Consider the following 21,782-nt stretch of genomic DNA (forward strand, 5'->3'; position numbering starts at 1 on the left):
GGCTCAGTTCACCGTGATGCGCGCTTCGCGGACGACGCGCCCCCATTTCTCGGTCTCGGCGCGGAGATAGGCGGCCAGCTCGGCGGGGCTGGACGTGACCGCCTCGGCCCCCACCTGCGTCAGGCGCTCGCGCACCGGCTGCAGGGTCAGCGCCTCGCGCAGCACGGCGTTCAGGCGTTCGATTGCGGCGGGCGGCGTGCCGGCGGGCGCCATCACCGCACCCCAGGAGGTGGCTTCCGCGGCAGCCAGGCCGATCTCGGCCACGGTCGGCACATTCGGCAGAGCCGGATGGCGGCGGGCGCCGGTCACGGCCAGCGCGCGGACGCGGCCCGCCTGGATCTGCGGCAGCGCGCTCGCCACCTGGTCGAGCATCACCTGGACATTGCCGGCGACCGTGTCGTTCAGCGCGGGGGCGGAGCCGCGGTAAGGCACGTGCTGGATGTCGACCTGCGCGACAAGCTTGAACAGCTCCACCACTGTATGGGTCGAGCTGCCATTGCCGCCCGAACCGTAGGAGAGACGGCCCGGCTGCGCGCGCACCAGCGCCAGGAATTCCTGCGCCGTCTGCGCCTGCACCTGCGGGTTCACGATCAGCACATGGTCGGTCGCGAAGGCGAGGCCGATGGGCGCGAGATCCGTCAGCGGGTTGAAGCCCATATTGGCGTAGAGATGCGGATTGATGGTGAGCGTGCCGGTCGTGCCCATCAGCAGCGTCATGCCGTCCGGCGCGCTGCGGACCACGTTCTCGACGCCCACATTGCCGCCCGCACCGGTGCGGTTGTCCACGGCGACGGATTGCCCCAGGCGTTCGCCCATCGGGTCGCTCAGCACGCGCGCCACGATGTCGGTGGCGCCGCCGGCCGCGAAGGGCACGACGAAGCGCAAGGGACGCGTCGGCGCCCATTGGGCGGATGCGAGGCTCGGCAGCAGCAACGCCGGCAGGGCCAGCGCCGCACGGCGGGTGGTGCGGATCATCTCGTGTTTCCTCCGGTTCTTGGGCGCCGTTCTACGCGGCTTGCCCAGCGTGGTTCAAGAAATCGCGGCGTGACGCTCCTTCATCACGCGCAGCACGTGATCCGGCTCCTCCGCCCACCAGCGGCGGGAGAGGAGTTCGACCTCGGTGAAGCCGTTGTAGCCCGCAGCCTCGGCCATACGGCGGATGGCCGCGATGTCGATGACGCCATCGCCGGGCATGCCGCGGTCGAAGACGAGATCGGTCGTCGGCACCAGCCAGTCGCAGGCGTGGAAGGCGGCAATGCGGCCCTCGGCCCGGCGCATCTGGCGCGCGAGATCGGGGTCCCACCAGACATGATAGACATCCACGGCGACGCCGACGCCCTCCCCCAGCGCCTCGCAGAGATCGAGCGCCTGGCCGAGGGTGGAGAGCACCGAGCGATCCGCGCAGGTCATGGGGTGCAGCGGCTCCAGCGCCAGTGTCACGCCAGCGGCACGCGCTTCGGCCAGGATGGCGGAGAGCCCATCGCGCACCATGGCGCGCGCGCCAGGCAGGTCCTTCGAGCCCGCGGGCAGGCCGCCGCAGACCATGACGAGGCATTGCGCGCCGAGCTTGTGCGCCTCCTCGATGGCGCGGCGGTTGTCCTCGATGGCAGCGGCGCGGCCCGCGGCGTCCGGCGCGGGGAACATGCCGCCGCGGCAGAGGCCGGTGACGGTCAGGCCCGCATCTCGGATCTTCCGCGCGGCGCCATCCACGCCCATGGCGTGCAGCACGTCACGCCAGGGCGAGATGCCGGGAATGCCATGCCGCGCGCAGCCCTCGATGCAGTCGGCGAGGCCCCACTTCTCCTTGACGGTGACGGTATTGAGCGAGAGCGGAATCACGCGACACCATGCAGGGCGAGCAGTTGCTTCATCCGGCTCGCCGCACGCTCCGGGTCGCTCAGCAGGCCCGCCGCATCCGCGAGGCGGAACAGCTCGGCGAAGTGCTGGATGGAGCGCGTGCTCTGTTGCCCGCCGACCATGACGAAGTGGTCCTGATGCCCGTTCAGCCAGGCCATGAAGACCACGCCCGTCTTGTAGAAGCGGGTTGGCGCCTTGAAGATGTGGCGGCTGAGCGGCACCGTCGGCGCCAGGATCTCGTGGAAGGTGCTGAGATCGTTCTTCGCCAGCGAGGCCAGAGCACCACCCACCGCCGGTGCGATGGGGTCGAAGATGCCGAGCAGCGCGTCGGAATAGCCCTCGGCATCGCCCGCGATCAGTTCGGCGTAATTGAAGTCGTCGCCCGTATACATCCGCACGCCTTTCGGCAGGCGGCGGCGCATCACGATCTCCTTCTGGTCATCCAGGAGCGAGATCTTCACGCCATCCACCTTGGCGGCATGCGCGTGTATGACGGCGAGCGCCGTCTCCATCGCCGCCATGTGGTCGTGGTTGCCCCAGTAGCCTTCGAGCGCGGGGTCGAACATCTCGCCCAGCCAATGGATGATCACCGGCTGCTTCACGCCGCCGAGGATGCGCGCATAGACGCGCTCATAATCGGCCGGGCTGTTCGCCGCCTTGGCCAGCGCACGCGACGCCATGAGGATGATGCGCCCGCCCATCTTCTCGACGGCTTCGCATTGCTCCTCATAGGCACGGATCACGTCATCCACCGTGACATCCGGCCCGGGGGTCAGGTGGTCCGTGCCGGCGCCCGAGGCGATCACCGCACCCGGGTGATCCTTCGCCGCATCCAGGCTCAGGCGGATGAGCTGCTGCGCCGCCTTCCAGTCGAGGCCCATGCCGCGCTGCGCCGTGTCCATGGCTTCCGCGACACCAAGGCCGAGCGACCAGAGGTGCTTGCGGAAGGCGATGGTGCGGTCCCAATCCACTTTGGCGTCGAGCCAGGGATCCTGCTCGGCCAGCGTGTCGGCCACCACATGCGCGGCGGCGAAGGCCACGCGCGGATAGGGCGGCAGCGCCTTCGCGAATTCGCGCGGCGGGCTGGTGGTGAAGTCCTCGAGGCCGTTGGCCGTCGGCAGGCGCAGGGTCGCCATCGTTCAGACCTCCAGCCTCGGCAGATCGATCCAGCGGCGCTCTTCCCAGGATTGCAGCCCGGCCATCGCCATCTGCACGCCCTTGGCGCCCGCCAGCAGATCCCAGGGGTAGTCCTTCACCTCGCCCACCACATGGCGCAGGAAGAGCTCCCACTGGACGCGGAAGCCGTTGGGGTAGGGCTGCGTGTCGGGCACCTTCTGCCAGCCCTCGTAGAAATTGATGGTCTGCGGCACGTCGGGGTTCCAGACGGGCTTGGGCGTGGCCACGCGCGGCTGCACCCAGCAATCCGTCAAGCCGCAGACGGCCGATCCATGCGTGCCATCCACATGGAAGGTGACGAGGTCATCGCGCCGCACGCGCGTCGCCCAGGAGGAATTGATGTGGGCCACGATCGGCTCCCCCTTGGCACCCTCCAGCTGGAAGGTGGCATAGGCCGCGTCATCCACGTCGGCATCGTACCAATTGCCCGCCTCGTCCTTGCGCTTCGGAATGTGGATAGCGCCGAGGCAGGAGAGCGACTTCACCGCGCCGAAGGTGTTGTCCAGCACATAGCGCCAATGGCAGAGCATATCGAGGATGATGCCGCCGCCCTCGGCCTTCTTGTAGTTCCAGGAAGGGCGCTGCGTCGGCTGGAGATCGCCCTCGAAGACCCAGTAGCCGAACTCCCCTCGCACCGAGAGCAGGCGGCCCAGCTGCCCGCTGTCGATCACCATCTTCAGCTTGCGAAGGCCAGGCAGGAACAGCTTGTCCTGCACCACGCCGTGCTTGATGCCGGCGGCCTTCGCAACGCGCGCGAGGTCCAGCGCATCGGCCAGATTGTCGGCGGTCGGCTTCTCGCAATAGACGTGCTTGCCGGCGGCGATGGCCTTGCGGACGAGGCCCGCGCGCATCTGCGTCGTTGCCGCGTCGAAGAAGATCTCGTCCTTCGGGTCGGCGAGGCAGGCGTCGAGGTCGGTGCTGACGCGCTCCACATTGTGCGCGCGGGCCAGCGCCTCCAGCTTCGCCCGGTTGCGCCCGACGATGATCGGGTCCGGCATCAGGATGTCGCCATTGGCGAGCGGCAGGCCGCCATCGGCGCGGATCGCGGCGATGGAGCGGATGAGGTGCTGGTTCATGCCCATGCGCCCGGTGACGCCGTTCATGATGATGCCGATGCGCCGTTGCGCCATGGTCGTTTCCCCGTTTAAGTAACCGTCTGGTTACCTATCGCCCCGCGGGGCTCCGGGTCAAGGCCGCAGATAGCCCAGCACCATGGCCACCACATGCGCCTCCCGCGCATCCAACGCCGCCTCGCTGCCCAGGTCGGTGCCGAAGATGGTGGAGAGGGTGTGCATGTTCGCCACCGTGAAATGGCCCAGCGCCACGATGGAGAGGTAGAGCTGCAAAGGGTCCGCATCGCGCCGGAAGATCCCGGCCGCGGCACCGCGCGCCAGCACCTCGCGCAGGCGTTGCGTCAGCGGCGAATAGAGCGCCGGCACATCGGCCGAGCGGCGCAGATAGGCGGCACGGTGGATGTTCTCCTGGTTCAGCAGCGCCACGAATTCCGGGTGCCGCGCCGTGTAGCGCAGGTTGAAGGCGACCAGCCGCGCCATCGCCTCAGCCGGCGGAAGGTGCGAGACCTCGACCTGCTCCTCCTCCGCGCGCTTGGCGGCATAGGCGGCCTCGAGCACGGCCAGCCAGAGATCTTCCTTCGCGCCGAAATAGGCGTAGAGCATGCGCTTGTTCGCACCCGCCCGCGCCGCGATCTCGTCCACCCGCGCGCCCGCCAGGCCATGCGCGGCGAATTCCGCCAGCGCGGCATCGAGAATGCGCGCGCGCGTCGCCTCGGCGCGGGGGGAAAGCGCGCTCACAGGCCCAGGCGGTCGCGCAGCCGGCCTTCCAGCACCTTGGCCGCGACGCCGATGCGCCAGAAGCGATGAAAGGCGATGGGACGGATGGGCGTGACCGGCATGTCCACCCGCTCGCCCAGGATGCGCCGCGCCAATTGCCGCCCCATGGCGGTGCCCATGGCCACGCCGCGGCCGTTATAGCCGAGGCCCGCCAGCAGGCCCGGCGTGGGCTCATGCAGATGCGGGTAATGATCCTTCGTCATGGCGAGTTGACCGTTCCAGCCATGCGTCCAGGCCACACCCTTGATCTCCGGCCAAAGGCGCAGCGCGTAGTCCTTCAGGTATTGGATGGGCTGCGTGTCGCTGATCGGCCGCTGCGGGCCACGCCCGCCCATGAGCAGGCGATTCTGCTGATCCAGCCGGTAATAGACGGTGATGTTCCCGGCCTCATAGAGCGAGGCGCGCAGCGGCATGATCTTTCGCGCCACGGCCTCATCCAGCGGCGCCGTGGCGGCGATGGAACTGAAGACCGGCACCACACTCTGCCGCAGCCCGGGCCAGAGATCGCCCGTATAGCCATTGGTGGCGAGCACCACATGCGCGGCCGTGATGGCGCCCTGCGGCGTGGTCACGCACCACGCGCCCGCTGCCTCCGCAAGCGAGGTGGCGGGCGTCTTTCCATGCACCCGCGCGCCCGCCTGCATCGCCGCACGCGCCAGGCCCCGCGCATAGGAGAGCGGCTGCACATCGCCGCCGCGCCGGTCGAGCATGGCACCCGCATAGCGCGTGGTGCCCGTCAGCTTCGCGATGGCGGCGGCATCCAGATACTCCACGGGCCAGCCGCGCTTCGCGCATTGCTCGGCGGTGCGGCGCACATCCTCGGCGTTGCTGCCATCAATGGCGGCACGGATCGTGCCCTCCTGCCGCGCCTCGCACAGGATCTGGTGGCGACGGATCAGGTCGAAGACGGCATCCGGCGCGCCGTAGGAGAGTTCCAGCATGCGCCCACCCAGATCCTCACCGTGATCGGCGATCACCTGGTCCGGGTCGGGCTTCAGGCCGGGATTCACCTGGCCGCCATTGCGGCCGGAGGCACCCCAGCCCGGCTCCTCCGCCTCGATCAGGATGACGTCGCGCCCCGCTTCCGCCAGATGCAGCGCGCAGGAGAGGCCGGTGAAGCCGCCGCCGATGATGCAGACCTCGGCGCGCGTCTCGCCGGCCAGAGGCGGCGTCGGCATCGCGGGGATGGCGGTCTCGGCATAGAGGCTCGGCGGCAGCATGGGCTACTCCAGGGGGCGCAGGACGCGGCGCAGGAAATCCTGCGTGCGCGGCTCGCGCGGGGCGGTGAGGATTTCCGCGGGAGGGCCTTCCTCGACGACGCGGCCCTTGTCCATGAAGACCACGTGATCCGCGACCTCACGCGCGAAGCCCATCTCATGCGTCACCACGGCCATGGTCATGCCCTCGCGCGCCAGGTCGCGCATGACGGTCAGCACCTCGCCCACCAGTTCGGGGTCGAGCGCGCTGGTCGGCTCGTCGAAGAGCACGGCCTTGGGGCGCATGGCGAGCGCGCGGGCGATCGCGACACGCTGCTGCTGGCCACCCGAAAGCTGGGAGGGATAGGCGCTCTCCTTCCCGGTCAGGCCCACACGGGCCAGCAATTCGCGCGCATGCCGCTCCGCCGCCGCACGGTCCTCGCCGGCGGCGTAGATCGGGCCCTCGGTCACGTTCTCCAGCGCGGTGCGATGGGGAAACAGGTTGAAGCGCTGGAACACCATCGTCACCTGCTGGCGCGTGGCGCGGATCTCGGGGCTGTTACGGTCCACCCGCCTGCCCAGCACCCTCACCTCGCCGCCCTCATAGGATTCGAGGCCGTTCACGCAGCGCAGCAGCGTGGACTTGCCCGAGCCCGACGGCCCGATGACGCAGACCACCTGGCCCTGGCGGATGTTCAGCGAAATGCCATCCAGTACGCGATTCGTGCCGAAGGATTTCTGCAGCTTGTCGATCTCGATCATCGCCGGCCGAACCGCTTTTCCAGCCGCGCCACCAGGATGATCAGCGGGATGGACAGGCACAGATAGAGCAGCGCCGCCATGGTCCAGACCTCCTGGTTCTTGAAGGTGGAGGAGGCGATGAGGCGCGCCTGCGTCGAAAGCTCGGCGACCGTGATGACGCTGGCCTGCGAGCTGTCCTTCAGCAGCATGATCAGGTTGTTGCCATAGGGCGGCAACACGATCCGCACCGCCTGCGGCAGCACCACGCGCGTCAGGATGCGCGCGCGGCTCATGCCCAGGCTCTCCGCCGCCTCGATGGTGCCGGCATCCACGGCGAGGATTCCCGCGCGGAACACCTCGCCCATATAGGCGGAATAGGCGACGCCAAGGCCGATCACGCCCGCCTGGAAGGCGTTGAGGTCCACGCCCAGCTCGGGCAGCACGAAATAGATGTAGAAGAGCTGCACCAGGATCGGGATGCCGCGGATCGTGTTGGTGAAGAGCATCGCCGGCCATTCCAGCCAGCGCTTGCCCGAGGTGCGCATCAGCGCCCAGACGATGCCGAGCGCCGTGGAAAGCAGCAGCGCGCAGAGGGTGACGGCGATCGTCACCCAGACCCCTTGCAGCAGGATGGGCAGAAATTGCTGCCCGTCCCGCAGGAAACCCGCCCAGGTCAAGCGCCGCCGCTCACGCGGCCGAAGGCGGCAGGTTCCACTTGGTAACCAGCGCGGTGAAGGCGCCATCGGCCTTCATGCTGGCCAGCCCCGCATTGATCCGCGCCATCACCGGATCGCCCTTGCGGGTGCCGATGGCGATGCTACCGACGATCGAGGGGCGATACTCCGGCAGCAGCCGCACGCCGCGGAAGGTGCCCTGCGCGATCTGGTAGGAGACGATGGGCGCATCGCCGAAGCCCGCCGCGATGCGGCCGAGCGAGACGTCGCGCATGATGTCGGCCACGCTGTCATAGGTGCGGACATCGAGGCCGGCCGCGCGCAGCGGCTCGATATAGACGGTGCCGATCTGCGCCCCTGCCGCCACGCCGCGCATGTCGGCCAGGCTGCGCCAAGGGCGCTGCTCGCCCTCGCGCACCGCGACGCCTTCCCCATAGGCATAGACGGGGTCGGAGAAATCGATCTGCTCGCGCCGCGCGGGCGTGGCCAGCATCGCCGCCGCGATCAGGTCGATGCGGGAGGAGGTGAGCGAGGCGATGAGCGCCGCGAAGGGGGTGGCCTGCACATCCACGGCGAAACCCTGGCGGCGGCCGATCTCGGTGATCAGCTCCACCATGAAGCCGGTGATCGTGTTGCGGCTGGTGTCGAGGAAGGTGAAGGGAATGCCCGTCGGCGTGGAGCCGACCCGGAGCGTCTGGCCCTGCGCCAGCGCGGTGCCACCGGAAAGCGCCAGCGCGGCGCCGCCCCCCAGAACATGACGACGGTTGAACATGCCCACCTCTCCTCTGTTTGCCTTGCCTGGACGGGATGAGGGCACGGCTGCGCGGAAGGTTCAAGCGGCCCCCCGCCCCGGAACCGATGCCGAAAAGCCACATTGTGGCCGGCAACTGTGGTGAACAGACCACGCCCCATGGTGCGGCACCCCCTCGCATGCCTACATTCCATCCATGCGCGAGAGACGCCTGCCACCCCGGCTCCTGCTCCTGGGCCTGACCATGCTTGCTGCCTGCGCGGCGGGCGGGCCCAATGTCGTGGACCGGGCCGGCCGCTCGGCGCCGAGCCGAGGGGAGGTCGCGGCCAGCGGCAGCGTCTTCGGCAACTACCTCGTCGGCCGCTTCGCGGGCGAGGAGCTGGATACCAAGGTGGCGGCCGACAGCCTGCTCGCGGCCCTGCGCGCCGATCCGGACCAGCCCGACCTCATCCACCGCGCCTTCATCGCCACCCTCATGGATGGCCGGCCGGATGCGCTGCGCCTCGCCCGCCGCCTGCCGGACAACGCCTCGGCGCAGCTTGTGCTCTTCGGCGCCGAGGTGGCGGCCGGGCGCTGGGCGGGGGCGGAGGCGCGGGCGCGCAACCTGCACCGCCAGGGGCCGGTCTCGGCCCTCCAGCCCGTACTGCTGGCCTGGACCCAGGCCGGACGCGGCCAGACCGACCAGGCGCTGGCCACGCTGCGCCCCCTGGCCGAGCAGGGCCGCTTCCGCGCGCTGAACGCGCTGCACGGGGCGCTCATCGCCGACGTCGCCAACCGCCCGCGCGAGGCCGAGCGCTTCGTCCGCCTCGCCCTGGCCGACCAGCCCGAGCCGACGCTGCGCCTTGCGATGCTCGCCGCCGGCATCCTCGAGCGTGCCGGGCGCCCGGCCGAGGCGGCGCGGCTGCTCGACGAGCTGGCCGGCTCCAATGACGACCTGGCGCTCGCCGTCCTGCCGCCCGCGCGCCGCCTGGTGCTCACCCAGCGCGCCATCGAGGGCCCGGCCGACGGCATCGCGGAGGCCTATGTGGCGCTGGGCAGCGCCCTGCGCGGCCAGGGCCTGGAGGAGATGGCGACGCTGATGGCGCGCCTCGCCCTGCGTCTGCGGCCGAGCTTCGCCCCCGCCCTGCTGCTGCTGGCCGATACCCTGACCGAGGGCGAACGCCTGGAATCGGCGCGCGAGACGCTGCTGCTGGTGCCCGAGGGCGACCCGCTTTTCGGGCCGGCCCAGCTCCGCCAGGCCAACCTGCTCGACCGGCTGGGCCGCGCACCGGAGGCGGAGGCGCTGCTGCGCCGCATGGCCGACGCACAGCCCAGCCTGCCGCAACCGCTGACGCGCCTCGGTGACCTGCAGCGCCGGCGCGGCCGCTTCGCCGAGGCGGTGCAGGCCTATGACGGCGCCATCGCCCGCAGCCAGCCCATCCGCGCTGCCGATTGGCCGCTCTTCTACGCACGCGGCATCGCGCGGGAACGCTCCGGCAATTGGCCAGGCGCTGAGGAGGATTTCCTCCAGGCGCTGGCGCTCTCGCCCGAGCAGCCCTTCGTGCTGAACTACCTCGCCTATACCTGGGCCGACATGGGCGTGAACCTGGAACGCGCGAAGGCCATGCTGGAAGGCGCCGCGGCCCAGCGCCCGCAGGATGGCAACATCGCCGACAGCCTCGGCTGGGTGCTGTTCCGCATGGGGCAGATCCAGGCCGCCATCACGCAGCTGGAGCGCGCGGTGGAGCTGGAGCCACGCAGCGCCACCATCAACGACCACCTGGGCGACGCCTATTGGGCCGCCGGGCGTGAGCGCGAGGCGCGCTTCCAGTGGCAGCGGGCACTCACCATGGACCCGGAACCTGCCGAGGCGACCCGCCTGCGGATGAAGATCGACAGCGGCCTGCCCCGGCCCGCCCGCCGCTGACATGACGACGCTGGAGGAGGCCGCCCCGGCCAAGGTCAACCTGTTCCTGCACGTGACCGGCCGCCGCGCCGACGGATACCACCTGCTGGACAGCCTCGCCGTCTTCGGCCCCGCCGCCGATCGCCTCGCCGCGGCCCCGGCCGATCAGCTGAGCCTGACGCTGGCCGGCCCCTTCGGCGAGAGCCTGGCCGCCGAACCCGACAACCTGGTGCTGCGCGCCGCCCGCACCCTCGCGGCCGAGGCCGGGGTGACGGCGGGCGCGGCGCTGCGGCTGGAAAAGCATCTGCCGGTCGCGTCCGGCATCGGCGGCGGCTCGGCCGACGCGGCCGCCGCGCTGCGCCTGCTCAACCGCCTCTGGGGCTGCGCGCTGGAAGAGACGGTCCTGACGCGACTCGCCGCCCCGTTGGGCGCCGACATCCCGGTCTGCGTCGCCTCGCGCCCCGCCCGCATGCAGGGCATCGGCGAGCAGATCAGCCCGGGCCCCACCCTGCCGGAATGCGGGCTTCTGCTGGTCAATCCGCGCGTGCCGGTGGCCACCCCCGCCGTCTTCCGCGCGCGCCAGGGTGGCTTCTCGCCATCGGCCACCCTCCCCGGCGCCTGGGGCAGTGCGGCGGCCATGGCGGCCGATCTCGCGCGGCTGACCAATGACCTGGAGGCGCCGGCACTCTCCCTCTGCCCGGTGATCGGCGAGGTCCTGGCCGCGCTGCGCGCCGCGCCCGGCTGCCTGCTGGCGCGGATGAGCGGCTCCGGCGCCACATGTTTCGGCATCTTCGCGACACCGGCCGAGGCGGCTGCCGCCGCGCGCGGCATGCCCCCCGCCTGGTGGGCCGCGGGCGGCGCCCTGATCACTTGACGGGCGCAGCGCTTCCGCCACAGCTTGTCCGGACATCGAAGGAGCCCGTCATGATCGCCTCCCGCCGGACCATCCTTGCCGCCAGCGCCCTGTCGCTGCCCCTCAGCGCGCCCTGGGTCACCAGCCGCGCGCAATCCGGCGGCACGCTGACCGTGGTGCTGAACCAGGGCCTGCTGGCCCGCCTCTGGATCGACGAGCTGCATCCGGCCTTCGAGCGTGAAACGGGCGCGCGGCTGAACGTCCAGCAATCGGTCACGGCGAACATGCTCGCCATGCTCCGCACCCAGCGCGACAACCCGCCCGACCTGATGCAGTTCTCCGAGGCGGGCGTCTTCGCCGCCGCCCAGGCCGGGCTGCTGCGCCCGCACAATCCGGCGAATATCCCGAACTGGGCCTTCCTGCGCGATGCCTTCAAGCTGGCCGACAACTACTCGGCCGGCGTCATCGATGCGGTGCACACGCTCTACTACAACACCCGCGCGCAGACGACGCAGCCCACCGCCTGGGCGCAGCTCTGGGATCCCTCCTCGCGCCGGCGTGTCGCCATCCCGCCCATCACCTGGAACAGCGGCGTGCGCATGGTGACGACGGCGGCGCAGATCGCCACCGGCAAGCCCTTCGCCGAGGCGCAGCGGGACCTCGATGCCGGCATCCGGCATCTCGCACGGCTGAAGGAGAATGGCGCCATTGCCTATACCGGCGCGCCGCAGGCCATCCAGATGCTGCAATCGGGCCAGATCCCGCTGGTGCCCTTCTACGGCATCTTCATCAACCCGATCATCGAGCAGGGCGCGCCCATCAAGCCCGCCGTGCCGCTGACCGAGGGCATCCATGGCGAGATCGTCGGCCTCAACATGCCGGTGAATGCACGCAACGTGGAACTGGCCGAGCGCTACGTGAACATGAGCCTTTCGCGTGAGTTCCAGAGCAAGATTGACAGCGTGCTGCATTCGCGCGCTGCCAACCGCGAGGTGAACCCGTCACCGCGGACGATGGAGCTGCTCGGTCCGCCGGAGAACATCCTCTACGCCGACTGGCGCTTCCTCTCCGAGCAGCGCGGCCGGCTCACCGATGCCTGGAACAACGTGTTCGGCTGATGCAGGGCGCTTCCCCGCGCCTCACCGGGCTGTTGCTGATTGCGCCCGCGCTGGTTTTCCTCGCGGCCTTCTACCTCGTGCCGCTGGGATACATGGTCGAGGAAAGCCTGCGCTCCGCGCCGGCCGACCTGGAGCCGCGCGCGGGGCTGCACCTCTTCCAGTATGACCGCGTCTGGAATTCCGGGCGCTCATGGCGGGCGCTGGAGCGGACGGTGCGGATCTCGGCCATCTCCACGCTGCTCACGCTGCTCATCGCCTATCCGATCGCGCTGTTTCTCTTCCAGGTGCGGACCTTCTGGCGCACGGCGATCCTCATCACGATCTTCGTCTCCCTCGCCTCCAGCCTGATCGTGCGGAACTATGGCTGGCTGGTGACGCTGGCCGACGCGGGACCGGTCAACCAGCTCCTGCTGGCGCTCGGCCTGACCGAGGAGCCGTTGCGGCTGGTCTACAGCGAAGGTGCGACCATCGTGGCGCTGGTGCATTACGCGCTGCCCTTCATGATCCTGCCGATCTACGGCGCATTGACGCGCATCCCACCCTCCTTCGTCGAAGCCGCGCAATCGCTCGGCGCCGGGCCCTGGCGGGCGCTCTTCGGCACGGTGCTGCCGCTCTCCATGCCGGGGATCTTCGGCGGCACCACGCTGACCTTCGCCATTTGCATGAGCGCCTTCGTGACACCCCTCATGCTCGGCTCGCCCGCGACGGCGATGATCAGCCAGGTGGCGGCCGAGCAGTTCCTGGTGCAGCTGAACTTCCCCTTCGGCTCGGCCATGATCGTGGCGCTGACGCTGGTCACCTTCGGCATCCTGCTGGCCTATACGCTCCTCATCCGCCTGGTGTTCCGCCACCATGCCTGACGCGAAGAGCTTCCGCGCCGTGGTGGCGCTGCTGGCCAGCCTCGGCCTCGCCTTTCTCATCTTTCCGGTGATCTTCACCGGGGTGGTGGCCTTCGGCGGCTCGATCTTCATCGAGTTCCCGCCGCAAAGCCTCTCGCTGCGCTGGTTCGAGAATATCAGCCGCATCAACCGCATCTGGGATGCGACCATCACCAGCCTCTACATCGGCGTGATCACCGCCGCGCTCGCCACCGCCATGGGGGCAGCCGCAGCCCTCGCCCTGGTGCGCAGCCCGCTGCCGGGCAAGGCCATGCTGACCTCCCTGCTGCTCTCGCCCATCGCGCTGCCCATCGTGGCCATCGGCATCGCGCTGATCCAGTTCTTCATCCTGCTGGGCGTCGCCTTCACCTGGTGGAGCCTGGTCATCGGCCATCTCGTGCTGGTCATCGCCTATCCGGTGCGGACCGTGGCGGCGGCCCTCACCCTCTCCAACCCCTCGCTGGAGGAGGCGGGCGCCTCGCTCGGCGCCTCGCCCTGGCAGGTCTTCCGCACAGTCACGCTACCGCAGATGGCGCCGGGCCTGGTCAGCGGCTTCCTCTTCGCCTTCCTCATCAGCTTCGACAACTATCCGATCAGCGTCTTCCTCGTGCGTGGCGACCTCACGACCCTGCCGATCGAGCTGTTCAACTACATCAGCCAGAACCTGGACCCGACGCCGGCGGCCTTCTCCTCCGCCTATGTCGCCGTGGTCGCGCTGCTCATCCTGCTGGCCGAGCGGCGCTGGCGCATCATCTCCCTCTCCATCCCGCGCTGAGGAGACCCCATGGCCCGGCTTGAGCTCGATCGCGTCGAGGTGACCCTGGGGGGCAACCGCATCCTGCACGGCGTCAGCCTCGACGTGGCGGATGGCGAATGCGTGGCGCTGCTGGGCCCTTCGGGCTGCGGCAAGACGACGACGCTGCGCGCCATCGCAGGCTTCACGCCGGTGAGCGGGGGGGAGATCCGCATCGCCGGGCGCTCCGTGCTCGGCCTGCCGCCGCACCGGCGCAACCTCGGCCTCGTCTTTCAGGATTATGCGCTGTTTCCGCACATGACGGTGGCGCAGAACATCGGCTACGGGCTGCGCATGCGCGGGCAGGACCGCGGCACCATCGCGAAGCGCGTGGAGGAGGCGCTGGACCTGGTCCGCCTGGGCGAGATGGCCGATCGCTACCCAGCGCGCCTCTCGGGCGGCCAGCGGCAGCGCGTGGCGCTGGCGCGCGCGCTCGTCATCAAGCCCGACATCCTGCTGCTGGACGAGCCGCTGGGCGCGCTGGACCGCAAGCTGCGTGACGCGATGCAAGTGGAACTGAAGCGCATCCATCGCGAAGTCGGCGTCACAACCATCATCGTCACGCATGACCAGGAGGAGGCGCTCTCGCTTGCCGATCGCGTGGCCGTCATGTTCACCGGCGACATCCGCGAGGTGGAGCGCCCCGCGACCCTCTATGCCCGCCCGCGCAGCCGCGAGGTGATGGATTTCCTGGGCGAGGCCAATCTCATCCCGGCCGATGTCACGCCGGAGGGCGCACTGCGCCTGCCGGGCGGTGGCGAAATCCTGCACGCCGGTGCCAGCCCCGGCGCGGTGCGGATCGGCATCCGGCCCGAGCACATGACGATCCTGCGCGAGGCCGCGTCCGGCAGCATCGCCGCGCGCGTGACCGAAATCGTCTTCAAGGGCGCGCATGCCTCGCTCTATGCGGAGGGCCCGGCTGGCCTGGCCCTCTCGGCGAGCCTGCCGCCCGCGGCGCTGGCGGCGCCGCCCGCCATCGGCGAGACTGTCCATCTGCGCCCCGACCCCGCGCATCTCATCCTGTTCGAGGAGGACAAGGCATGACCAGCGAACGCGCCATGCATGACATAGGCGGGCTCGACCTCGGCCCGATTGATCGCACCGAGCATCCACGCACGCTCTATGAGCTGCGGGTGGACGCCATGCTCATGCTGCTGACAGGCCCGGCCTGCGGCGCCTTCAAGACGGATGCACTGCGGCGTGCCATCGAGGAATTCTCGCAGGAGGATTACGACCACCTGCCCTACTATGACCGCTGGCTGCAGGCGATCACCAACCTCCTGGTCGAGCAGCAAGTGCTGACGCGCGAGGAGATCGAGGCGCGGGTCGCCGCCATCACGAAGGAGCTGGCCGATGCCGCCTGAGCCGCGCTTCGTGCCCGGCACGCCAGTCCGCGTCGCCGACCGGCCGGTGCGCGGCCATTGCCGCACGCCCTTCTACCTGCGCGGCCATCGCGGCGTGGTGACGGAATATGCCGGCCGCTTCCATGACCCGTCCCAGCTGGCGCAGCACCGCCCGGGCCTGCCCAAGCTGTTTCTCTACCGCGTCCGCTTCCCGCATCTCGGCCCCGACGGCCAGCCGACGCGGGACGAGATCGAGGCCGACATCTACGAGGATTGGCTGGAAAGCGAGGCCGCCCCATGAGCACGCCGCATCACCACCATCATGATCACGACCACGATCACGATCATGACCACGCGCCCATCGAGGATGGCGAGGGCCCGCCCGGCCCCTTCCAGATCCTGGAGCGCGCGCTGCGCGAACTGCTCATCGAGAAGGGCATCCTCACCGCCGAGCAGATCACCCGCCAGATCGAGCTGCAGGAGGGCCGCACGCCCGAGCTCGGCGCCAGCGTCATCGCCAAGGCCTGGGCCGATCCGGAATTCCACGCGGAGTTAAAGCGCGACGCGCGCGCCGCGGTGGCGAGGCTCGGCATCACCATCCCCGATGCGCCGGAGCTGATCGCGCTCGAGAATGAGGAGGGATTGCACCACGTCATCGCCTGCACCCTCTGCTCCTGCTACCCGCGCATGCTGCTGGGCGTGCCGCCCGCCTGGTACAAGAGCAAGGCCTATCGCTCGCGCGTGGTCCTCGACCCGCGCGGCGTGCTCGCGGAATTCGGGTTGACCCTGCCGGAGGAGACGCGCATCCGCGTCGTGGATAGCACGGCCGATCTGCGCTACCTTGTCATCCCCCGCCGCCCGGAGGGCACGGAAGGCTGGGACGAGGCGCGGCTCGCGGCCCTGGTGACGCGCGATTCGATGATCGGCACCGCTGTGGCGTTGGCGCCGGACTGAGTGGGGCTGGTTGGGGTGCTAGGATTCGAACCTAGGAATGGCGGTACCAAAAACCGCTGCCTTACCACTTGGCTACACCCCAGCCGTGCAGCCCTTTAGCGAGGCACCGCCGGGGTCGTAAAGCCCCCCTCAGATCCGGATATTCGCGTCACGCACCAGCTGCTGCCAGCGGGCCAGGTCGGTGCGCAGGATGTCGGCCAGCCGCTCCGGCCCGCCCGGCGGCGCAGCCTCCACATTCTGCTGGGCGAGGCGCCGGACGAAGGCGGGGTCGGCCAGCAATTCGTTGAGGACGCGATTCCAGTAGAGCGTGATGGCCGGCGGCGTGCCGGCCGGGCCGAGCAGGCCAGCCCAGGCCAGGCTCTGGAAATCCACCACCTCCGGCACGCCCGATTCGCGCATGCTCGGCACATTCGGCAGGATGGGCGAACGCGCCTGCGCCAGCACCGCCAGCGCCTTCACGCGGCCGCCGGTCACCTGCGGCATGGCGCTCGTCATCGCGTCGATCATGAAATGCACGCGCCCGGCCGAGAGGTCGAGCAGCGCCTGGGCCGAGCCGCGATACGGCACCTGCTCCATCGGCACCCGCGCGAGCCGGGAGAACATCTCCGTCGTCAGGTGCCCCGCCGTCCCCATGCCCGGGTTGGCCGCGATGTAGCGGCCGGGATTGGCCCGCATCAGGGCCACAAGCTCGGCCAGGTTGTTGGCGGGCAGGTCGGGCGGCACCACGATCAGGAATCCGGTCCAGCCGATCAGCGACATGGGCACGAGGTCGCGCAGCACGTCGAAGGGCAGGTTGGGCGTGACCGCCGGATTCACCGCGACGGGCGAGTTGCTGGTCAGCAGCAGCGTATGCCCATCGGGCGGCGCGCTGGTCACCGCCTGCACGCCGATCGCCCCGGTGGCGCCCGCCCGATTGTCCACGACGATCTGGACGTTGTGCCGCGTCTGCATCTCCTCGGTCAGCACGCGTGCGATCAGGTCGCTCATATTGCCCGGTGGGAAGGGCACGATGATGCGCACCGGGCGTGTCGGATAGCCTTGCGCGAAGGCCGGCGCGGCGAGCGCGAGCGCGGGCGTGGCGAGCAGATGGCGGCGTTGGATCATGCGGCGGGAGTCCTTTGCCAGTCGAAGGGGGCGGCGCGCGGCAGGCCGAGATTCTCGCGCAGGGTGGTGCCTGTGAATTCGCGGCGGAACACGCCGCGACGTTGCAGTTCGGGCACGACCAGGCGCACGAAATCCTCATAGGCGCCGGGCATGTGCGTGGCAGCGAGCACGAAGCCGTCGCAGGCCTCGCTCTCGAACCATTCCTGCATCTCGTCCGCGATGGATTGCGGCGTGCCGGTGAAGCAAGGGAACTCGCGGATGGTGCCGCGGCCGCTGATCTGCACGAAGTCGCGCAGCGTCGGGTTCTGCTTGCCCGAGCCGGCGACGACGCGGTCGCGGATCGCCTGCAGGCCCTTGATGCCGGCGAGTTCCTCGTCGGTGAAGGCATCGTCCATGCCCTTGCTGGCGAAGTCGTAGTTCAGCACCTCGGAGAGCAGTGCGAGGCCGTCCACCGGCTTGGCAAGGCTTTCGATCAGCGCGCGCTTCTCCGCCGCCTCATCCTTGCTGTTGCCCACGATCGCGTAGACGGCGGGGCAGACGCGGACCTTGGCGGGATCCCGGCCCGAGGCGGCGACCTGCGCCTTGAACTCGGCATAGACCTTCTGGCCGGCCTTGAGGTTCGGATAGATCACGAAGATCAAGTCGCCCCAGGCGGCGGCGAAGGTCTTGCCGCGACCGCTCTGGCCGGCCTGGATCAGCACCGGCCGGCCCTGCGGCGTGCGCGGCACGGTGAAGGTGCCCTGGCTCTTGTACCAGCGGCCCTCATGGTTCAGGCGGCGGACCTTGCTCGGGTCGGCGAAGATGCCCGAGGCTCGGTCGTTGATGATCGCGTCATCGCCCCAGGCATCCCAGTGGCTGAGCACGATCTGCATGAACTCATCCGCGCGGTCATAGCGCAGGTCATGCTCGGGGTGCTCGGCGCGGCCCATGTTGTGCGCCTCGCTGTCGTTCAGCGAGGTGACGACGTTCCAGGCGACGCGCCCGCCCAGCATGTGGTCCAGCGTCGCGAAGACGCGGGCCACATGATAGGGCTCGTAATAGGTGGTCGAATAGGTGGCGCCGAGACCGAGCTTCTCGGTCGCCAGACCCATCGCGGTGAGGATCGAGATGAGGTCGAGCTTCACGACACGGATGCCGTTCGTCACCGCCTGCGCGTGGTCATGACCCAGGATGTCCGGCAGGGCCAAGCGGTCGTCGAAGAAGGCCATGTGGAAGCGGCCATCCTCGAGGTTGCGGGCGATGCGCTGGTAATACTTCGGCGAAAGGAAGTCCTGCATCGTTTCCGGATGCCGCCAGGACCCCGGGTAGTTCGAGCAGTTCTGCGCCTGAAGAAAGGCGACCATGGCCATTTCGCCGCGTCGTGACATCAATCTTTTTCCTCGACCGTGTGGCGCGTCCTCAGCCATTCAGGGCTTCAGTGAGCGCCATCACATTCGACGCCGCATCCAGGCCCATGACAAGGTCAAGGATGCGCCGGGCCTGCGCCGCGGAGATCTGGCGGCCCGCGTTTTCCATGAACTTCCGTTCCACATCGGCCATGGTCAGCGGATTGCCGTCGGAGCCGCGGTTCATCTCCTCGCGATGGCGCAGAACGCGGCCATCCATCGTCTCGATCACCAGCTCGCCGCCGTAGTAGCGCGGGAAGTTCAGCGTGGCGTCGGTCTCGTAGCTGGTGCGCGCACAGAGGGCGAGCGCGCGCGGATCACGGATCATCTCCTCCTCCAGCTCGTCGAGCGAGAGGCGTCCGCGCAGCAGGCAGGAGGCGACGGCATAATGCACGCTGAACTGCGCGTCATACGAGTTGGCCGGCACCTTCTTCGCCGCCTCCGGCTCGCACACCACCTTCACCTGGCCCGGATGGATCCGGACCGTGATGTGTTTGATGTCCTCCGGCCGCAGCCCGTGCGCCGCGCGCAAGGCCAGCGCGGCATCGGCGAAGACGTGGTTGAAGTGGCAGCAGGGATAGGGCTTCAGCGCGTTGTTGCGCATCTCCCACAGTTCGCCCAGGCGCTCGGTGCAGCGCGAGAGGTCGGAGGGCGCCTTGTCCTGCATGTGACTGCGGAACAGACCGAAGCGCCCCTCATAGGCGGCGGGCGGCGCCTTGAAGCCGTTGCGCGCCAGGGCCGTCGCGGTGATCGCGGCGAAGCCCGCCCAGCCGGGATGGATGCGCTTGGTCCAGGAACCATCCTCCAGGAACTCCAGCGAGCCCGCGGCCATGGAGAGCAGAATGCCCTGCGCCGCCCCGATCTGTGCGGGCGTGGCGCCGGCCAGGCGCCCCGCCGTCAGCGCGCAGCCAAAGGCGCCGACCATGCCCGTCGGGTGGAAGCCCACCTGGTGGAATCCACCCTGCGCGGCGGCGCCGATGCGCGAAGCCGCCTCGACCCCGAGGATATAGGCAAGCAGCGCCTCCGCACCGCTCGCGCCATGCTCGCGCGCCATGTGCAGCGCCGTCGGCACCGTGCTCGATGACGCGTGCACGATCGCGTCCGAATGCGTGTCGTCATAATCGAGGCCGTGGATGAGCGCGCCGTTCATCATCACGGCATCGCGCAGCGGCAGGCGGTAGGGCATGCCGATCACGGGATGGCTGCCTGCCCCGGCCATGCCATGGATCGCGCCGATGGTCCGCCGCGCATAATCGAAGCCCGAGGCAGCAATGGCGATACCCAGGCTGTCCAGCATGTGGCGCTTGGCCTGTTCCATCACGTCGGCGGGAATCTCCTCCACCCGCAGGGCGGTGGCGAACTCGCCCAGCTGCAAGGAAATCGGCGTGCGCGTGGCAAGCTCGGTCGGCAGGCTGTCCATGACGTTTGTCTCCCTTTCCGGAAGGATGGGCATGTCCGGGCGACCCTGTCAAACATACGGACAAATCCATCTGGACGCCGCCCGGCGCCCCGCCTATCAGCGAAGGAACATCGCAGGAGACGCCGCATGACCGCCCCGAACCGCACCTTCCTCTTCGCCCCCGGCGACCATGCCCGCCGCGCCGAAAAGGTGCTGACCGCCGGCGCCGATGCCTGCATCCTCGACCTCGAGGATGCGGTGGCGATCTCGGCGAAGGTCGCGGCCCGCGCGCTGGTGAATGCGGCGCTGGAGCGCCCCCGCACCTGCCGCGGCTTCGTGCGTGTCAACGCCTTCGATACGGAATTCTGCCCCGGCGACATCCAGGCCGTGATCGGCCCGCGACTCGACGGGCTGGTGCTGCCCAAGCTGGAGGACCCGGCCCAGCTCATCGCCGTGGATTGGCTGATTTCGGCGCTTGAGCGCGAGCGTGGCCTGCCCCATCGCGGCATCGAGGTGATGCCCATCATCGAGACGGCGCGTGGCATGGCGGGCCTGGGCGCACTCACCGCCTGCGCCGCCTCCCTCGGCAGCCGCGTGCGGCGCTTCAGCTTCGGCGCCGGCGACTACACGCTCGACCTCGGCATCACCTGGGATCTGGCGGAGACGGTGCTGGAAGGTGCGCGCGAGAAGATGGTGCTGCACAGCCGCGCCGCGGGGCTGGAAGCGCCCATCGACACGGTCTGGATCGAACTGCGGGAGATGGAGGCCTTCACCGCCTCCTGCGCGCGCGGCGTGGCGCTGGGCTTCCAGGGCAAGCTCTGCATTCATCCGGACCAAGTGCCCGTCGCCAATGCCGCCTATTCCCCGGCGGAGGCGGAGGTGGCCCGCGCCCGGCGCATCATAGCCGCCTTCGCCGAGGCCGAGGCACAGGGCCTGGCCTCCATCCAGGTGGAGGGACGCTTCGTGGACTACCCGATCGTGGACCGCGCGCAGCGCATCGTGGCGCTGGCCGAGCGGATCGGCCTCACACCTCGCGCTTGAGCGTCGCGCGATAGGTGAAGCGGGGGGCAGGGTGGCAGCCCTCCGACACCTCGAAGACACGGCCATTCTGGTCGAGGTAGCGCCGGCGGATCATCAGTGCCGGCGCGCCGGGCTCGACCTCGAGCAGCGCGGCCTGGGCCTCGGGCACGCCGCCCGCCGAGAGATCCACCTCGACCGAGGACAGCTGCAGCCCGAAGCGGCGTTCGATCAGGGCATAGACCGAGCTGGGCTGCTGGCCGATCTCTTCGATCACTCCGGCATATTCCGTCGGAATGTGGACCACCGTGAAGCAGATCGGTGCCGTGGTGAGGCGGACGCGGCGGATGCCCTCGACGCGCAGCCAGGTCTCGCCCTCCGGCACGCCGGGCACTTCGCTCGCCGGCACCTCGCGTGCCCGCAGCACGGTCAGGCGCGTCTCCTCCGGGTATTGGAGGAGACCTCCCATGCTGGTCAGGTCCTGCACGAAGCGGCCGCGATTCTCATGCGCGATGACGGTCGTGCCGCTGCCCTGGCGGCGCGCGACCAGCCCCGCCTCCTCCACCAGGCGCAGCGCCTCGCGGATGGTGTGGCGTGACGCGCCGTAGAGGGCACAGAGCTCGGTCTCGGTCGGCAGCATGCTGCCGATGGCGTGCTGGCCGCCGCGGATCTGGGCGAGCAGCTCGTCGCTGATCTGGCGATAGCGTGGGCGCGGATCGGCGCCGGAATTCGTGATGTCGCGTCGGCCCGTGCCGTCGCCCCTGGTTATGTCGCCCTTGGTCACGGCGCCCCCCGATTGCATTCCTTT

At 69.5% G+C, this 21,782-nt stretch carries 23 protein-coding genes and 1 tRNA gene; 10 read left to right on the forward strand and 14 right to left on the reverse strand.

Annotated features, from left to right (window positions below; translation table 11 throughout):
• Nucleotides 1-3: 3 nt before the first annotated feature.
• From R9Z33_RS21645 to R9Z33_RS21685, 9 genes are read right to left on the reverse strand one after another with little or no spacing between them, the layout of a single operon-like run.
• Nucleotides 4-975 (reverse strand): Bug family tripartite tricarboxylate transporter substrate binding protein, encoded by a 972-nt coding sequence (locus tag R9Z33_RS21645; protein ID WP_318648650.1) that lies wholly within the window; start codon nt 973-975, stop codon nt 4-6.
• A gap of 54 nt (nt 976-1,029) precedes the next feature.
• Complete coding sequence (locus R9Z33_RS21650) at nt 1,030-1,839, reverse strand: sugar phosphate isomerase/epimerase family protein (RefSeq protein WP_318648651.1); 810 nt, start codon at nt 1,837-1,839, stop codon at nt 1,030-1,032.
• Nucleotides 1,836-2,993, reverse strand: coding sequence for a dihydrodipicolinate synthase family protein (locus R9Z33_RS21655; RefSeq protein WP_318648652.1), 1,158 nt, complete (start codon nt 2,991-2,993; stop codon nt 1,836-1,838). Before R9Z33_RS21655 ends, R9Z33_RS21650 begins: the two co-directional genes overlap by 4 nt.
• A 3-nt stretch (nt 2,994-2,996) precedes the next feature.
• Entirely contained in the window at nt 2,997-4,163 is a 1,167-nt protein-coding gene (locus tag R9Z33_RS21660) for a Gfo/Idh/MocA family protein (RefSeq protein ID WP_318648653.1), read from the reverse strand.
• Nucleotides 4,164-4,220: 57 nt separating this feature from the next.
• Nucleotides 4,221-4,844: a TetR/AcrR family transcriptional regulator gene (locus tag R9Z33_RS21665; protein WP_318648654.1), complete on the reverse strand. Its 624-nt coding sequence runs from the start codon at nt 4,842-4,844 to the stop codon at nt 4,221-4,223.
• The gene (locus R9Z33_RS21670) at nt 4,841-6,103 is read right to left on the reverse strand and encodes an NAD(P)/FAD-dependent oxidoreductase (protein WP_318648655.1); all 1,263 of its coding nucleotides are present in this window, start codon (nt 6,101-6,103) and stop codon (nt 4,841-4,843) included. Before R9Z33_RS21670 ends, R9Z33_RS21665 begins: the two co-directional genes overlap by 4 nt.
• 3 nt (nt 6,104-6,106) lie before the next feature.
• On the reverse strand, nt 6,107-6,841 hold the full coding sequence (locus R9Z33_RS21675) for an amino acid ABC transporter ATP-binding protein (protein WP_318648656.1): 735 nt from the start codon (nt 6,839-6,841) through the stop codon (nt 6,107-6,109).
• Complete coding sequence (locus R9Z33_RS21680; RefSeq protein ID WP_318648657.1) at nt 6,838-7,497, reverse strand: amino acid ABC transporter permease; 660 nt, start codon at nt 7,495-7,497, stop codon at nt 6,838-6,840. The genes R9Z33_RS21675 and R9Z33_RS21680 overlap by 4 nt, the downstream gene beginning before the upstream one ends.
• A 10-nt stretch (nt 7,498-7,507) precedes the next feature.
• A complete protein-coding gene (locus R9Z33_RS21685; RefSeq protein WP_318648658.1) occupies nt 7,508-8,266 on the reverse strand; it encodes an ABC transporter substrate-binding protein in 759 nt (252 codons plus the stop codon).
• A 175-nt stretch (nt 8,267-8,441) separates the two neighbouring features.
• Between R9Z33_RS21685 and R9Z33_RS21690 the strand changes: the two genes are divergently transcribed.
• From R9Z33_RS21690 to R9Z33_RS21725, 9 genes are read left to right on the forward strand one after another with little or no spacing between them, the layout of a single operon-like run.
• Nucleotides 8,442-10,151 carry a tetratricopeptide repeat protein gene (locus R9Z33_RS21690; protein WP_318648659.1) on the forward strand — a complete coding sequence of 570 codons (1,710 nt, stop codon included), beginning with the start codon at nt 8,442-8,444 and terminating at the stop codon, nt 10,149-10,151.
• Between the two features lies 1 nt (nt 10,152).
• The gene (locus tag R9Z33_RS21695; protein ID WP_318648660.1) at nt 10,153-11,004 is read left to right on the forward strand and encodes a 4-(cytidine 5'-diphospho)-2-C-methyl-D-erythritol kinase; all 852 of its coding nucleotides are present in this window, start codon (nt 10,153-10,155) and stop codon (nt 11,002-11,004) included.
• 50 nt (nt 11,005-11,054) lie between these two features.
• Complete coding sequence (locus R9Z33_RS21700; RefSeq protein WP_318648661.1) at nt 11,055-12,101, forward strand: extracellular solute-binding protein; 1,047 nt, start codon at nt 11,055-11,057, stop codon at nt 12,099-12,101.
• Nucleotides 12,101-12,961 carry an ABC transporter permease gene (locus R9Z33_RS21705; protein ID WP_318648662.1) on the forward strand — a complete coding sequence of 287 codons (861 nt, stop codon included), beginning with the start codon at nt 12,101-12,103 and terminating at the stop codon, nt 12,959-12,961. Before R9Z33_RS21700 ends, R9Z33_RS21705 begins: the two co-directional genes overlap by 1 nt.
• Nucleotides 12,954-13,754: an ABC transporter permease gene (locus R9Z33_RS21710; RefSeq protein WP_318648663.1), complete on the forward strand. Its 801-nt coding sequence runs from the start codon at nt 12,954-12,956 to the stop codon at nt 13,752-13,754. Before R9Z33_RS21705 ends, R9Z33_RS21710 begins: the two co-directional genes overlap by 8 nt.
• Nucleotides 13,755-13,763: 9 nt before the next feature.
• Entirely contained in the window at nt 13,764-14,816 is a 1,053-nt protein-coding gene (locus R9Z33_RS21715) for an ABC transporter ATP-binding protein (protein ID WP_318648664.1), read from the forward strand.
• Nucleotides 14,813-15,136: a hypothetical protein gene (locus R9Z33_RS24810; protein WP_404830622.1), complete on the forward strand. Its 324-nt coding sequence runs from the start codon at nt 14,813-14,815 to the stop codon at nt 15,134-15,136. Before R9Z33_RS21715 ends, R9Z33_RS24810 begins: the two co-directional genes overlap by 4 nt.
• Nucleotides 15,126-15,416 (forward strand): SH3-like domain-containing protein, encoded by a 291-nt coding sequence (locus R9Z33_RS24815; protein ID WP_404830623.1) that lies wholly within the window; start codon nt 15,126-15,128, stop codon nt 15,414-15,416. The genes R9Z33_RS24810 and R9Z33_RS24815 overlap by 11 nt, the downstream gene beginning before the upstream one ends.
• Nucleotides 15,413-16,069, forward strand: coding sequence for a nitrile hydratase subunit alpha (locus R9Z33_RS21725; RefSeq protein ID WP_318648665.1), 657 nt, complete (start codon nt 15,413-15,415; stop codon nt 16,067-16,069). The genes R9Z33_RS24815 and R9Z33_RS21725 overlap by 4 nt, the downstream gene beginning before the upstream one ends.
• A gap of 7 nt (nt 16,070-16,076) precedes the next feature.
• Here R9Z33_RS21725 and R9Z33_RS21730 read toward each other — a convergent pair.
• From R9Z33_RS21730 to R9Z33_RS21745, 4 genes are all read right to left on the reverse strand, one after another.
• Nucleotides 16,077-16,151, reverse strand: a tRNA-Gln gene (locus R9Z33_RS21730).
• 47 nt (nt 16,152-16,198) lie between these two features.
• On the reverse strand, nt 16,199-17,173 hold the full coding sequence (locus R9Z33_RS21735; protein WP_318648666.1) for a Bug family tripartite tricarboxylate transporter substrate binding protein: 975 nt from the start codon (nt 17,171-17,173) through the stop codon (nt 16,199-16,201).
• Nucleotides 17,170-18,540 (reverse strand): LLM class flavin-dependent oxidoreductase, encoded by a 1,371-nt coding sequence (locus tag R9Z33_RS21740; RefSeq protein WP_318648667.1) that lies wholly within the window; start codon nt 18,538-18,540, stop codon nt 17,170-17,172. Before R9Z33_RS21740 ends, R9Z33_RS21735 begins: the two co-directional genes overlap by 4 nt.
• Before the next feature lie 31 nt (nt 18,541-18,571).
• Nucleotides 18,572-19,978: an MmgE/PrpD family protein gene (locus R9Z33_RS21745; RefSeq protein ID WP_318648668.1), complete on the reverse strand. Its 1,407-nt coding sequence runs from the start codon at nt 19,976-19,978 to the stop codon at nt 18,572-18,574.
• Between the two features lie 126 nt (nt 19,979-20,104).
• Here R9Z33_RS21745 and R9Z33_RS21750 point away from each other — a divergent pair, with 126 nt between their 5' ends.
• Nucleotides 20,105-20,998, forward strand: coding sequence for an HpcH/HpaI aldolase/citrate lyase family protein (locus R9Z33_RS21750; protein ID WP_318648669.1), 894 nt, complete (start codon nt 20,105-20,107; stop codon nt 20,996-20,998).
• On the opposite strand, the gene R9Z33_RS21755 is transcribed toward R9Z33_RS21750, so the two are convergent.
• The gene (locus R9Z33_RS21755; protein WP_318648670.1) at nt 20,982-21,776 is read right to left on the reverse strand and encodes a GntR family transcriptional regulator; all 795 of its coding nucleotides are present in this window, start codon (nt 21,774-21,776) and stop codon (nt 20,982-20,984) included. The two genes, R9Z33_RS21750 and R9Z33_RS21755, sit on opposite strands and share 17 nt — an antisense overlap.
• Between the last annotated feature and the right edge of the window lie 6 nt (nt 21,777-21,782).

The sequence above is a fragment of the Sediminicoccus rosea genome, assembly GCF_033547095.1.
Lineage (GTDB): Bacteria > Pseudomonadota > Alphaproteobacteria > Acetobacterales > Acetobacteraceae > Roseococcus > Roseococcus rosea.